Source organism: Methylocella sp. (genome assembly GCA_037200525.1).
Taxonomy (GTDB): Bacteria; Pseudomonadota; Alphaproteobacteria; order Rhizobiales; family Beijerinckiaceae; genus Methylocapsa.
The window spans coordinates 4,925,164-4,937,857 of the sequence record JBBCGG010000001.1; the positions used below are offsets into that span (position 1 = coordinate 4,925,164).

12 protein-coding genes are annotated in these 12,694 nt (G+C 60.4%); 7 read left to right on the forward strand and 5 right to left on the reverse strand.

The features are described from left to right. Window positions 1-47: 47 nt before the first annotated feature. The 4 genes from bluB to WDN46_24380 form a co-directional block, all read right to left on the reverse strand. Window positions 48-713 (reverse strand): 5,6-dimethylbenzimidazole synthase, encoded by a 666-nt coding sequence (bluB, locus tag WDN46_24365; GenBank protein MEJ0096426.1) that lies wholly within the window; start codon window positions 711-713, stop codon window positions 48-50. Window positions 714-737: 24 nt separating this feature from the next. Then, window positions 738-1,835 (reverse strand): redox-regulated ATPase YchF, encoded by a 1,098-nt coding sequence (gene ychF, locus WDN46_24370; protein ID MEJ0096427.1) that lies wholly within the window; start codon window positions 1,833-1,835, stop codon window positions 738-740. A gap of 157 nt (window positions 1,836-1,992) precedes the next feature. Then, entirely contained in the window at window positions 1,993-2,574 is a 582-nt protein-coding gene (pth, locus tag WDN46_24375; protein ID MEJ0096428.1) for an aminoacyl-tRNA hydrolase, read from the reverse strand. A 158-nt stretch (window positions 2,575-2,732) separates the two neighbouring features. After that, entirely contained in the window at window positions 2,733-3,458 is a 726-nt protein-coding gene (locus WDN46_24380; GenBank protein ID MEJ0096429.1) for a 50S ribosomal protein L25/general stress protein Ctc, read from the reverse strand. A gap of 297 nt (window positions 3,459-3,755) precedes the next feature. Between WDN46_24380 and WDN46_24385 the strand changes: the two genes are divergently transcribed. From WDN46_24385 to ruvB, 3 genes are all read left to right on the forward strand, one after another. Next, a complete protein-coding gene (locus tag WDN46_24385) occupies window positions 3,756-5,558 on the forward strand; it encodes a chloride channel protein (GenBank protein MEJ0096430.1) in 1,803 nt (600 codons plus the stop codon). Between the two features lie 203 nt (window positions 5,559-5,761). After that, a complete protein-coding gene (locus WDN46_24390) occupies window positions 5,762-6,664 on the forward strand; it encodes a 2OG-Fe(II) oxygenase (protein ID MEJ0096431.1) in 903 nt (300 codons plus the stop codon). Between the two features lie 146 nt (window positions 6,665-6,810). Beyond that, window positions 6,811-7,869: a Holliday junction branch migration DNA helicase RuvB gene (ruvB, locus tag WDN46_24395; protein ID MEJ0096432.1), complete on the forward strand. Its 1,059-nt coding sequence runs from the start codon at window positions 6,811-6,813 to the stop codon at window positions 7,867-7,869. Between the two features lie 57 nt (window positions 7,870-7,926). Here the strand turns inward: ruvB and WDN46_24400 are convergent, their stop codons facing one another. Then, entirely contained in the window at window positions 7,927-8,730 is an 804-nt protein-coding gene (locus WDN46_24400; GenBank protein ID MEJ0096433.1) for a lysophospholipid acyltransferase family protein, read from the reverse strand. Between the two features lie 197 nt (window positions 8,731-8,927). On the opposite strand from WDN46_24400, the gene WDN46_24405 reads away from it, so the two are divergent. From WDN46_24405 to fliI, 4 genes are all read left to right on the forward strand, one after another. Then, window positions 8,928-9,842, forward strand: coding sequence for a GNAT family N-acyltransferase (locus tag WDN46_24405; protein MEJ0096434.1), 915 nt, complete (start codon window positions 8,928-8,930; stop codon window positions 9,840-9,842). Between the two features lie 206 nt (window positions 9,843-10,048). Then, on the forward strand, window positions 10,049-10,513 hold the full coding sequence (locus WDN46_24410; protein ID MEJ0096435.1) for a DUF1217 domain-containing protein: 465 nt from the start codon (window positions 10,049-10,051) through the stop codon (window positions 10,511-10,513). A 121-nt stretch (window positions 10,514-10,634) separates the two neighbouring features. Next, entirely contained in the window at window positions 10,635-11,357 is a 723-nt protein-coding gene (gene flgF, locus WDN46_24415) for a flagellar basal-body rod protein FlgF (GenBank protein MEJ0096436.1), read from the forward strand. Further along, window positions 11,357-12,688 carry a flagellar protein export ATPase FliI gene (gene fliI, locus WDN46_24420; GenBank protein ID MEJ0096437.1) on the forward strand — a complete coding sequence of 444 codons (1,332 nt, stop codon included), beginning with the start codon at window positions 11,357-11,359 and terminating at the stop codon, window positions 12,686-12,688. The genes flgF and fliI overlap by 1 nt, the downstream gene beginning before the upstream one ends. Window positions 12,689-12,694: the final 6 nt, after the last annotated feature.

Here is a 12,694-nt window from a genome sequence, read left to right on the forward strand (position 1 = left end):
TCTTGCGTTAAAGCGAAGACTTGCGTTAAAGCGAAGATAAGTGCGCCTCAGCGCCAATGAAGCTGGGCGTTCTGCTCCTCATGCCCTTGCCATTCATATCGCTCGAGCTCTGGATCGATATGCTCTTCCTGCGGAAATCCGACGCAAAGATAGGCGATGAGTTTCCAGCTCTCCGGCGTCTCGATTGATCGCGCGACGCCTTCAGGATCGATGATCGAGACCCAGCCGACGCCAAGCCCATGCGTTCGCGCCGCCAGCCAAAAGGTGTAGATCACGGCGACGACGGAATAGTCCAAGGTTTCGGGCATCGTTTTGCAGCCAAGGCCCGCGCCTGTCATCGTCGCTCTGTCGCAGAACACGGCAAGATGCACCGGCGCCTCGCACAGGCCCGCCAATTTGAGGCGGGCGTAGAGCGCCGCGCGTTCGCCTTCATATGCTTTCAGCGCGGCGGCGTTGCAGGCGTTGAAATTGGCGATGATGGCCTCTCGGCGCGATGGCGTTTCGACGTTGACGAAACGCCAAGGCTGGCTATTGCCGACGGATGGAGCGCGCACGGCGATCTTCAGAAGATCCTCGATCAATGTGATCGCAACCGGATCAGACTTGAACCGGCGGACGTCGCGCCGCCATTTGAACAAATCGTCGAGCTTGCCTCTGAACGCCGCATCGAATTCCGGCGGCGCGCCGCCGCAGGGCCTCACCGACGTGGCCAAAAGGTCAGAGCATCAGCAAAGCGTTCAGTTCGCGAATCGGAAATGCAGAACATCGCCGTCCTCGACAACATAATCCTTGCCTTCGAGCCGGAATTTCCCCGCCTCGCGCGCGCCGGCCTCGCCATTGTTTGCGACATAATCGGCATAAGCAATGGTCTCGGCGCGAATAAATCCTTTTTCGAAGTCGGTATGGATCACGCCAGCGGCCTGCGGGCCCCTGGTTCCCTTGGCGACGGTCCAGGCTCGCGCCTCTTTGGGACCAACCGTGAAATAGGTAATCAGGCCCAAAAGGCAATAGCCGGCGCGGATGACGCGGTTGAGGCCCGGCTCCGCGAGGCCGACCGCGTCCAGATATTCCTTTTGCTCTTCGGCCGGCAGAATCGCGATTTCGCTCTCGATTTGGGCCGAGACGACGACCGCTATGGCGTCTTCCTCCGCGGCCCGGGTCGCGACGGTTTTGAAAAATGCATTGCCGCTATCGGCGGCGGCTTCCTCGACGTTGCAAACGAACAGCACAGGCTTTGAGGACAGCAGGCCAAGCCCATCGAACAGCTTCCGCTCTTCAGGCTTCACCTCGACGAGGCGCGCGGGTTTTCCCTCGCGCAATAGGACGAGGCAACGCTGCACGAGATCAAACGTCTCCTTGGCCTCCTTGTCGGCCCCCTTGGCCTTCTTTTCGAGCGCGGCGACGCGTTTTTCGAGGCTTTCGAGATCGGCCAGCATCAACTCGGTCTCGATCGTCTCGATATCGTCGATCGGGGCGATCTTGCCCTCGACATGGGTGATGTCGGAATCCTCAAAGCACCGCACGACATGGGCGATGGCGTCGCATTCGCGGATATTCGCCAGGAACTGATTGCCGAGCCCCTCCCCTTTCGAGGCGCCGCGCACGAGGCCGGCGATGTCGACGAAGGTCAGCCGCGTCGGAATGATTTCCTTCGAGCCGGCGATCTTGGCCAGTTTCTCGATCCGCTCGTCCGGAACGGCGACGTCGCCTATGTTGGGTTCGATCGTGCAAAAAGGATAATTCGCCGCCTGCGCCGCCGCGGTCTGCGTCAGCGCATTGAAAAGGGTCGACTTGCCGACATTTGGCAGGCCGACAATGCCGCATTTGAAACCCATGGTTCAGACACTCTTTCAGTATGCCCAGGCTGCGCCAGGACATTATTCTTGCGCGCTATGCGGTCCGCGGGGAGAAAAAGCAAGTGGGCTTTCGGCGGCGGCTTCGCCAGGCGCGATTCTCGATCGAAAGAAGCCAATGGCGTGATCAGAATGGCCCCTACCCTAACCCAGCGGCCTCCATCACGCGAAAAATCTGCGTCTGGAAGGCGTCGTCTTCGCCTTTGGCGAGAAGCTCGGCATTGGCGGCGATCGTTTCGCACAGGGCCTGAACCCAGGGCGTCTCGGATTTGGCGAAATCGCCGAGCACGTAATTATGCACCAGCGCCCGATCGCCCGGATGGCCAATGCCCATGCGAACGCGCCGATATTCGTTGCCAATATGAGCGGTAATCGATTTGAGGCCATTATGGCCGGCGTTGCCGCCGCCGGTTTTGACCCTGACCTTGGCCGGAGCGAGATCGAGTTCGTCGTGGAAGATCACAATTTGCGGCAGCTCGATCTTGAGATAGCGCGCCGCTTCAGCGACGGAGCGGCCCGAGTCGTTCATATAGGTTTGCGGCTTCAGCAGCGTGATGCGCTCGCCGGCGAGCGCAATTTCGCTGGCGTGACCTTGAAATTTCGTGCGGAAAACGGGAGCGGAATATTCGCGGGCGATCGCATCGATCGCCATAAAACCGATATTATGGCGGTTGCCCGCATAAGTCTTGCCCGGATTGCCGAGGCCGACGAACAGAAGCATGGCGCCGCCTAGGACAAAACGCTTTTCGACGAGAAAGGCCGGCTCTTGTCAGAAAGAGCGGCCGCGCAAGGCATGATCGCCTCCAATTGAAGCGATCATGCTTTATCTATTTGATCTAGCGTATGATTCTATCGAATCATGCGCTAGCGCTTCCGGCGTTATTTCTTCTTGGGCGGAGCCTTGGCGGCAGGGGCAGCAGCGGCCGCCGCCGCTGGCGCCGCGGCAGGGGCTGCAGGCGCAGCTTTGGCGGCTTTAGCGCCCTTGCCGGCCGCAGCCGTTGCAGCAGCTGCCGCAGCCGCCGCCGGATCTTCTGGAACGACTTCCGGAGCCACGATCGTCGCGATCGTGAAATCGCGCTCGGGCAGCGTCGCCCTGCAGCCTTCGGGCAAAGAGAGCGCCGACAGATGCAGCGAGCCATTGATCTCAAGCGCGCCAAGGTCGGCTATGACCGCTTCGGGAATGTTATCCGCGGGAACCCGCATTTCGATCGAGTGGCGGACAATGTTGAGGCTGCCGCCTTTCTTGACGCCGGGGCAAGTTTCTTGGTTGATGAAATGCACCGGCACTTCAACGCGCAGACTAGCTCCAGCCTTGAGTCGCAAGAAATCGACGTGCTGCGGCTCGTCCTTGATTGGATCGAGCTGATAGTCGCGCGGAATCACGCGCTGTTTGTTTCCATCGACGTTGATTTCAAAGAGCGTCGTAAGGAAATGCCCAGCATAAATGAGCTTGTTGACTTCGCGATAATCCAGCGTGATCGGCTCGGCGGCATCGCCGCCGCCATAAATCACGCCGGGAATACGGCCTTCACGGCGAACGCTGCGGGCAGCCCCCTTGCCTATCCCGCTACGCACCGTGGCCGTGAGAGTTTTTGTCTCGGCCATGTCGGTATCGTCCTTGTAAAGAAGAAAGCGCGCCCACGCCTCCAGGGGTGTCGGAAGGGACGCAGGGCGGCTTATAACGGCCCCGCGCCGGCAGCGCAAGATTTACGGCGCCCGCCCGCGATGCATCCGACCGCCCCATTCATGAACAAAGCAAAGCTTTTTAAGATAGAATCCGCATGACCCAGTGGCGTCGAATCGCGCCTTCTGTTCTCTTGCCTAATTTGGCGATCCCAAACGTCAGAATCCATTATAACTGCTTGCGTTTTGTCGAGCCAAATCTCCAGGGTCCCATCGCGGATGGCTTATGCTGCGGGCGCAAATCTCAAATCTCAATTGATCCGCCCCATCGCCGAGCGGCTCCCCGCGCTGGTCCGGCGCGACGAAATCGGCCTCATTTTCCTGGGGCTGCTCAGCGGCTGCATCGCCGGCCTATTGGCGGCGGCCATCCTAGCAGGCTCGCGTTTTCTGCATTATCACCTATTCGGGCACGAGCAAGTGAGCGGGCTCGCGCAGCTCGACTCGCCGCTGCAGGCGCTGGCGCCATTGGCGGGCGGCCTGCTGCTCGGCATTTCTGGAATTTTCCTTCACAAATGGCGCCCGAAAAGGCCCGTCGATCCGATTGAGGCCAACGCATTGCGCGGCGGCCGCATGTCGCTTGCCGACAGCATGGTCATCACCGCGCAAACAGTGATCTCGAACGGTTTTGGCGCTTCGGTTGGCCTTGAAGCCGCCTATACGCAGATGGGTTCCGGCTTCGCCTCCTTTGTCGGCGGCTTGTTCCGGCTGCGGCGCGCCGATATGCGCATGTTGGTGGCTTGCGGTTCGGCGGGCGCCATCGGCGCCGCCTTCGGGGCGCCTCTCACCGGCGCATTTTACGCATTCGAATTGATTCTTGGAACTTACACGCCGTTCGGGCTGGCCCCCGTCGGGGCCGCGGCGGTCGGCGGCGTTCTGGTCTCTCGACTGTTCCCCTCAGCCGGCGACTTCATGGGAATGGCGGCGGCGAGCTCGCCCCTCTCGCAGACCGATATGCTTATGATGTTGCTGCTCGGGGTGTTTTGCGCCGGCTTCGGCATCGCCGTCATGCGCGGCGTGAGCTTCATCGAGGCGGCTTTCCGCTGGACCCGCCTGCCTCAGCCGCTCCATCCTGCGCTCGGGGGCCTTGTCGTCGGCGGTTTGGCGCTATTAACGCCACAGGTGCTCGCATCCGGCCACAGCGCCGCGGTTGCGCTTTTCAGCGAAATGGCTCCCGCAATCGGAGTAATTGCCCTCGCGCTCGGCCTGAAAGCCATCGCCGCGACGATTTCGCTTGGATCTGGCTTCCGCGGCGGCCTTTTTTTCGCCTCGCTTTATCTCGGCGGCATGATCGGCCGAGTCTATTGCTACGGAATCGGGCTCTATGATCCATCGCTCGCGCCGGACGCCTCTGTGTGCGCCATCGTCGGCATGACAGCCCTCGCGGTCGCGATCGTCGGCGCCCCGCTGACCATGAGTTTTCTGGCGCTGGAGACAACCGGCAATTTTCCCCTGAGCCTCGTGATGTTGGCGGTTTCGACAATCGTCTCCGTGATCGTGCGGCGCAGCTTCGGCTATTCCTTCGCGACATGGCGCCTGCACCTGCGCGGAGAATCGATCCGCAGCGCCCAAGACATCGGTTGGATGCGCGATCTGACTGTCGGCCGTTTGATGCGGCCTGACGTTCAGACCGCGCGATCGGATATGACTATTTCGGAATTCATAAAGCGCTTCCCGCTCGGGTCCACGCAATGCGTCGTCGCGATCGATCCATCCGGCCGCTACAAAGGCATTGTTTTCGTCGCCAACGCCCATCTCCTGCCCAAAGATGCGGTCGCGAACGGAGCCGATCTGACCGCCGTCTCCCGCAATCTCGAACAGTTCCTGGAGCCGGAAATGAACATCACGCTGGCGGCGCAGATCTTTGAACAAAACGAGAGCGAGGCCCTGGCGGTCGTCGATAATGCCGTCGATCGGCGGGTTATTGGGCTCTTGACCGAGGCGCATGTGCTTCGCCGCTATGCCGAGGAGCTCGACAAAGCGCGCTCTGAACTTTCCGGCGAAAACTGGGGCGTTCGCGCTTAGGCGGCGACTGGGCGAAGTTCCTTCAGTTCTTGCGCCGCTTCAGGGTTTGGCCGCCGCGCCGCACAAACCGTTCGATTTTCCCAAATGGGTGATTGACGCCGCAGCCGTTCGGACCCTTCCATTTCGATAGTTCCCTGAGCTGGATCGGGGCATGAATCTATGCGCCAATCTTATCGCTTGCGCAGCAAAAGGATGTTTCGAGCATGGTCCAGGCTTCGACATTGAACCCGCCCGATTGGGTTGAAGACGGCGCAAATCGCTCTCGCGACCAAATCGTCATCAATGGCGTCTCCTTAGGCTTCGACGAAATCTTGAACCAGGAGTTTTTTGCGCCGAAGAAAGTCGATTCCCTGCGCGACGCGTTCAAGGACAATGTTCCGTTCAAGCATATCGTCTTCGAAGGTCTTTTCTCGCCGAAGCTTCTTGAGCTGATGCATTCAGATTTCGATCGTGTGAATTGGAACGACTGGCGTCGCTACGACAATCAGAATGAGAGAAAACGCGGTTCGGCGCCCAAAACTCGTTTCGGGCGCGCGGCCGAGCTCTATTTCAACACAGTCAATTCGGGGATTTTCATCGATTTCCTCGAGCAAGTCACAGGAATCAACAGCCTCGTGCCGGATCCCGAACTTCACGCCGGCGGCCTCCACGAGATCCCAACAGGCGGCAAGTTCGCGCTACACACGGATTTCAACCAGCATCCGATCACGAAGCTCGACAATCGCCTCGTCTTCATCACCTATCTCAACAAAGATTGGAAATCGTCCTATGGCGGCGAGCTTGAGTTATGGGATGCGGACGAAAATAAATGCGTCAGGGAGATTGAGCCCGTCTTCGGTCGCTCCATTCTCTTCTACCAGTCATCCAAAAGCCTGCATGGACATCCAAATCCCGTTAACGCCCCGGATGGAAGACCGCGCCGCTCCGCCGCGGCGTATTTCTACAGCAATGGGCGATCCGACGGGGAAAGCGCAGGCTTTCACACCACGCTGTTTCCCAATTTGGTTACGCTCTCTCGCGGCGAAAAACTCAACAACGCGATGAAATATCTGACCCCGCCGATTCTGCTCGACGCGATTCGCAAGGTGAAGTCCTATCTGCGCTGACCGCTGCGTCGAACCCCCGCGCGAACCTCGACCGCAATCCGATGTTGGGCCGTGTGCGGACCGGAATTGTTCGCGTGCTTGGCGTTGAGTTCTTGGCCATTTGAGGTCAGGCGCTTAGGATAGCGAATCAGAAGAGGTCGCTGTCCTTGCCCACTAGCCCCCGCCGGCTTGTCGCCCCGGAATCCCGTGAAGATGACGCAGAAATGTCGCTGCGTCCGCTCAGCCTCGCCGATTTTACCGGGCAAGGGCCGGCGCGCGCCAATCTGAAAGTTTTCATCGAGGCGGCCAAAGCGCGGCGGGAGGCTCTCGACCACGTGCTGTTCTGGGGGCCGCCGGGACTCGGCAAAACGACTTTGGCGCAGATCGTCGCGCGCGAGCTTGGCGTCAATTTTCGCTCCACCTCCGGGCCGGTGATCGCCAAAGCCGGCGATCTCGCCGCGCAGCTCACCGCCCTTGAGGAGCGCGATGTTCTGTTCATCGATGAAATCCATCGCCTCAACCCGGCGGTGGAAGAAATCCTCTATCCGGCGATGGAGGATTTCCAGCTCGATCTCATTATAGGCGAGGGTCCGGGCGCCCGCTCGGTGAAGATCGATCTGGCCAAATTCACGCTTGTTGGGGCGACCACTCGCGCCGGCCTCCTCACGACGCCGCTGCGAGACCGATTCGGCATTCCGATCCGGCTCGAATTCTATACCGTGGCGGAGCTTGAGCGCATCGTGCGCCGCGGCGCGCGCGTGATGGCCATCGCCATCTCGGACGATGGGGCCAACGAGATCGCAAAACGCGCGCGCGGAACGCCGCGCATTGCGGGGCGCCTATTGCGCCGCGTCCGCGATTTCGCGGCGGTTGACGGAGAGCCGGAGATCACCCGGACAGTCGCGGACAAGGCGCTGCGGCTTCTCGACGTTGACACAATCGGCCTTGATCAAATGGACCGGCGCTACTTGCAGACGATCGCGCTGTCGTTTGGCGGCGGTCCGGTCGGAATCGAAACGATTGCGGCGGCGCTGTCAGAGCCGCGCGACGCGATCGAGGATATTATTGAGCCCTATCTGATCCAGCAGGGTTTTTTGCAGCGCACCCCGCGCGGCCGGGTTTTGACCGGACATGCCTTCCGGCATCTTGGGTTGCAGGAGCCGGCGCGCGAGAAGACGCAGTTCCAGTTGTTTTCTGAAGGCGAGGACGATCTGCCTTCAGATTGAGACCTGCCTTCGGATTGATATGCGGAGATTGCAGCGGATCTCCCGCATGGCGCCATGTCAGGTCATCGCCCAACCATCGAGGCTCGCCGCCGCCGCCGGGTTCGGATCGACTACGGGAGCCATGGCAGCTAGCATCTCTGTGATCGCCGATTCCACCCGGCGGGCGATATCCTTGCGATCGCTCTCCCGGCCATAGGCGAGCGGCTCGCCGAAAACGAGATCGCATCGGATCGGCTCGCCCCTGATGACCGACCAGAGATGCGGCAGCAAAGATGCATCGCCGATCCACGCCGCCGAGGACGATGAATAGCGAATCGCCACGGGTTGTACGGCGACCGCATCGATCTGCCTCGCTTTGACGAGAAGATCGCGCGCGGCGGCGAAGTGAGAGCTGTGAAACTTACGCAGCGATAGGCCGTCGCCGGTTGTGCCTTCGGGAAAGAGCAGCGCGCAGCGGCCTTCCAGCATGCGTTGCGCCATCATGGCGTTGACGCCGATAATTGACCTGCGCCTTTTGCGATCGACGAAGACGGTCTCCTGCAACCGCGCAAAAGAACCGACGATCGGCCAGTCCAGAACCTCTCGCTTGGCGAGGAAACAGATCGGCTGCACGCTGCTCAGAGCCAAAATGTCGATCCAAGATATGTGATTTGCGGCGAGCAGCCGCGGCTGATTCGTCTCAGCTGCGCCCTGCGACAAGATTTTCAGCTGCAATAACCTCGTCAGGACTCGACACAAGGCGACTGGAATCCAGACGCGGATTGGCCAGCGCAGGCGCAGCGCGATCCATTGAAAAGGAATGACAACACAGAGAAAGAAGATCAGCGCTAGACCAATTGCGAGGACGCGCAGATAAGCCATATCGCTCCGCCGGTTGGGAATCGTGATTCGACCCTCCTTACGCTGCTAGACTTGCAGTTTGATGACAGTCGCTCTCTCCGACCGCCTCATTGTCCTGGCGCCGCAATCGGAATTATTTGTCTTCCGTCATCAAAACTTCGCGTCACATCCCTAGGTTGCTGGTGCGAATGCATTCTCTTGGCGAGATTCGACACCCCATGTGGCCCATTGGCGCGCCCTTAGGCGGAATTGTTTACACCCCCGCCCGATTTATCAAAAAACGACGCCGCCCGATACGCGATCTCTCGGGGCTGCCGGCCGTGCTCGGTCGATTTGGCCCTTTCGAGGTCAAACTCGCCACAACGAAACGAGAGATCCGGAAGGCTCAGCGCCTGCGCTTTGAAGTCTTTTATGAGGAGGGTTCCGCAATCCCAAATCAGGGATCGGCGCTCGTCCGGCGCGACATTTGTCCGTTTGACGCTTTCTGCGACCATCTCCTCGTCATCGACATGGACGCGCAAAACCGCTTCGGCCGAAAGAAACCCAAGATCGTCGGCACCTACCGGCTGCTCCGCCGAGACGTGGCGGAGCGCAACCTCGGCTTCTACAGTCAACGCGAATTCGACATTGCGCCGCTTCTGGCGCGGCACGCCGGCAAGCGTTTCCTTGAGCTCGGCCGTTCATGCGTCCACCCGAAATATCGCTCGAAACGCGCCATTGAACTGTTGTGGCGAGGCCTCTGGATTTATGCCAAGCACCACCGCGTCGATGTTCTGATCGGCTGCGCGAGCCTGCCTGGCGCCGATCCAGCCGCCCTCGCCCGGCCGCTCAGTTTCTTGCATCATGAAGCTTCGGCTGCTGAGGAGTGGAGCGTCCGTCCGCTTGCCGGCCGCGCCGTCGAAATGGGAATTCTCGATAAAAGCGCCATCGACGTCAGGCGATGCGTTGCGGCCCTGCCGCCTTTGCTCAAGGCCTATTTGCGAGTTGGGGCGCGATTCGGCGACGGCGCGGTGATCGACTCGCAATTCGGCACGACCGACGTGTTTACGATCATGCCCCTCGCCGATATCGAGGATCGCTATATCAGCTACTACGGCGGCCCGATGGAAATGCCGGAAAGCTCGGTCGCCTGAGGCGCAGCGCGCTTTGAGTTTTCGGATCGTCTGTCTCCTGCGCCCCCCTCCCCCGCGAAACGTTCGCGGGCGGCTCGACTTCTATCTGATCCGCGCATGTTCCCTTTACCGGCGCATGTCCTAATCGAGCGCTAGTCGCGGCGCGGTCAGTTCCGGGCAAGTCTTTTCGGAGAAGACTCCGTTCAGCGGCTCGGGGAACAAAAGCCATGCTCACAGCTACAATCGATTTCAATGCAATCACGCGGGATTTCTCAAATACATTGGCCCAAACTGCGGCGCAGCCAACTGTAACGCGGGCCACGAATTATTTTCTGGCGAACATCGGCAATGTGAAGTCCGTCAGCGACCTCGTGAACAACGATAAACTATACAATTATGTCCTGACTGCCTTCGGCCTCGGCGACATGACATATGCGAAGGGGTTGATCACCAAGGTTCTTGAGGGCGGCGTCTCGAGCAGCACAAGTCTCGCCAATACGCTGAACGATCCGCGCTACAAAGCGCTCGCTAGCGCGTTCGATTTCGCCGCCAATGGCGCGGCTACGACGAGCGCACCGTCGGTTCAGCAAACCACGGTCGCCAATCACGATCAACAGCCTCATGAATGTCAGCGATTTGCAAAACCCCGCCAAGCTACAACAATTTATCGGCCGCTTCACGGCAATCTATGATTCCCAACACACGTCGATGACCCCAACGGTGCTGACGTCGGCATTGCAGGTGACAACGCCGGGCATCAGCCAGAGCCTGCTACTCAGCATCGCCAATCTGCAACTCGGAGGCTCCTAACTCATGCAGTCGGGACTCTATGTCACGCTTTCCGCTCAAGTGGCGCTCGACCGGCGATTGACGACGATCGCCGCCAACGTCGCCAATCAGAGCACGCCAGGATACAGGGCCGAGGAAATCGAGTTCAAAACCCTGCTCTCAAAGGCCGGAGACACTCCGGTCGCGTTCGCCTCGCAAGGCAGTTCCTTTATTTCCCGCCGCGCCGGCGTCCCGATCAAAACCGACAACCCGCTCGACGTTGCGGTTCAGGGCGAAGGCTGGCTGGCGCTGCAAACGCCCGACGGAACTGTCTACACCAAGGATGGCCGCATGCGCATGCTGGAAACCGGCGCATTGGTGAGCGTCGACGGTTTTCCCGTCCTTGACGCCGGCAATACCGCCATTCTGCTGGCTCCAGATGGCGGACCGCCGACCATCGCCCAAGATGGAATGATCACGCAGAATGGCCATCAGATCGGCGCCATCGGGATTTTTAGCCCTGACGCCAGCGCCTCGTTGAAGCGCTACAGCAATTCCGGCGTTATAAGCGATAAGGCCGCGACGCCCGAACTCGACTTCGCCCATAATGGCGTCGCGCAAGGCTTTATCGAGGGAGCCAACATCAATCCCGTGCTGGAAATGGCGAAGCTGATCATGGTCTCGCGAGCATTCGAAAGCGTGGCTTCCGCGACCGAAGGTTCCGAGACATCGCTGAAGGACGCCATCAAGACTCTCGGGGGTTCTTAATGACCTTGAACGCGCTCGCCCGCCTCGAACTTGCCTTGGAGCAGGCGTGGGAAGAAGAGCCTCTGGTTCGCGTCTTCGGCTGCGTCACCGAAGTTTCTTCCTCCCGCGCGCGCGTAACGGGCCTGTCTCCTTTCTTGAAACTCGGCGAATGCGTGAGCTTCGACATGGACGGGGCGAAGCATCGCGCCGAAGTCGTGCGGATCGACGCGCAGAGCGCCAGCATCAAGGCCTTCGAGACCAACACGCTTACCCGTCTTGGCGACCGCGTGTTTCGCGCCGGTCCCTTGCGTCTTTCTCCGCATCAGAGTTGGAAAGGGCGCGTGATCAATGCGCTTGGCGCACCCATCGATGCGGCCGGACCGCTGCGCCAGGGCGATGTGAGATCCGCCATTGACGCCGCGCCGCCTTCCGCCATGCGCCGCGCCCGCATCACGAAACCGCTGCGGACAGGCGTCCGGGCCATCGACCTCTTCACGCCGATCTGCGTCGGCCAGCGCATTGGCGTTTTCGCCGGATCCGGCGTTGGCAAATCGACGCTCCTCGCCATGCTCGCCGCCTCGCGCGATTTCGATACTGTGGTGGTCGCCCTCGTTGGCGAGCGCGGCCGCGAAGTGCGCGAATTTCTCGACGATGCTTTGGCCGGCAATCGCGCGCTTTCGGTCGCCGTCGCCGCCACCGGAGACGAGAGCCCGACGATGCGGCGCCTCGCCCCCAAGACAGCGATGACCGTCGCCGAGTTCTTTCGCGACCAAGGCGATTCCGTGTTGCTGATCATCGATTCCGTCACGCGTTACGCCCACGCCGCGCGCGATGTCGCCTTGGCCGCGGGCGAACCCGCCGTGGCTCGCGGCTACGCCCCGAGCGTGTTCAGCGACCTGCCGAAACTGCTCGAACGCGCCGGGCGTGGCGAAGAAGGCAAAGGCTCAATCACCGGCATTTTTTCGGTGCTTGTCGATGGCGACGATCATAATGATCCCGTCGCCGACGCCGTGCGCGGCACGCTTGACGGACATATCGTGCTCGATCGCGCCATCGCCGATCAGGGGCGTTTTCCCGCCGTCAATGTCCTCGCCTCGATCTCGCGCTTGGCGCAAATCGCCTGGACCAATGAACAGCGCGACCTTGTCGTCAAATTGCGCGGTCTCATCGCCCGCTTCGAGGACACCCGCGACCTCCGCCTTATGGGCGGTTACCGGCCGGGCAACGACGCCGATCTCGATCAGGCCGTGTCCCTCGTGCCCACAATCTACCAAGCCCTGACGCAATCGCCGAGGTCGCCTCCGAGCAAAGATGCGTTCCGCGAACTCGCTAAAATCCTGCAAGCCAAATAAGGGCGG

Excerpts from the sequence above, each read along its gene's own strand:
- pth (MEJ0096428.1), bottom strand. The coding sequence starts at position 2,574 with ATGCTTCTGTTCGTCGGCCTCGGCAATCCGGGCAAGACTTATGCGGGC.
- WDN46_24380 (MEJ0096429.1), bottom strand. The coding sequence starts at position 3,458 with ATGGCCGAGACAAAAACTCTCACGGCCACGGTGCGTAGCGGGATAGGC.
- WDN46_24385 (MEJ0096430.1), top strand. The coding sequence starts at position 3,756 with ATGGCTTATGCTGCGGGCGCAAATCTCAAATCTCAATTGATCCGCCCC.
- fliI (MEJ0096437.1), top strand. The coding sequence starts at position 11,357 with ATGACCTTGAACGCGCTCGCCCGCCTCGAACTTGCCTTGGAGCAGGCG.
- WDN46_24400 (MEJ0096433.1), bottom strand. The coding sequence starts at position 8,730 with ATGGCTTATCTGCGCGTCCTCGCAATTGGTCTAGCGCTGATCTTCTTT.
- ychF (MEJ0096427.1), bottom strand. The coding sequence starts at position 1,835 with ATGGGTTTCAAATGCGGCATTGTCGGCCTGCCAAATGTCGGCAAGTCG.
- WDN46_24390 (MEJ0096431.1), top strand. The coding sequence starts at position 5,762 with ATGGTCCAGGCTTCGACATTGAACCCGCCCGATTGGGTTGAAGACGGC.
- flgF (MEJ0096436.1), top strand. The coding sequence starts at position 10,635 with ATGCAGTCGGGACTCTATGTCACGCTTTCCGCTCAAGTGGCGCTCGAC.
- WDN46_24405 (MEJ0096434.1), top strand. The coding sequence starts at position 8,928 with ATGTGGCCCATTGGCGCGCCCTTAGGCGGAATTGTTTACACCCCCGCC.
- WDN46_24410 (MEJ0096435.1), top strand. The coding sequence starts at position 10,049 with ATGCTCACAGCTACAATCGATTTCAATGCAATCACGCGGGATTTCTCA.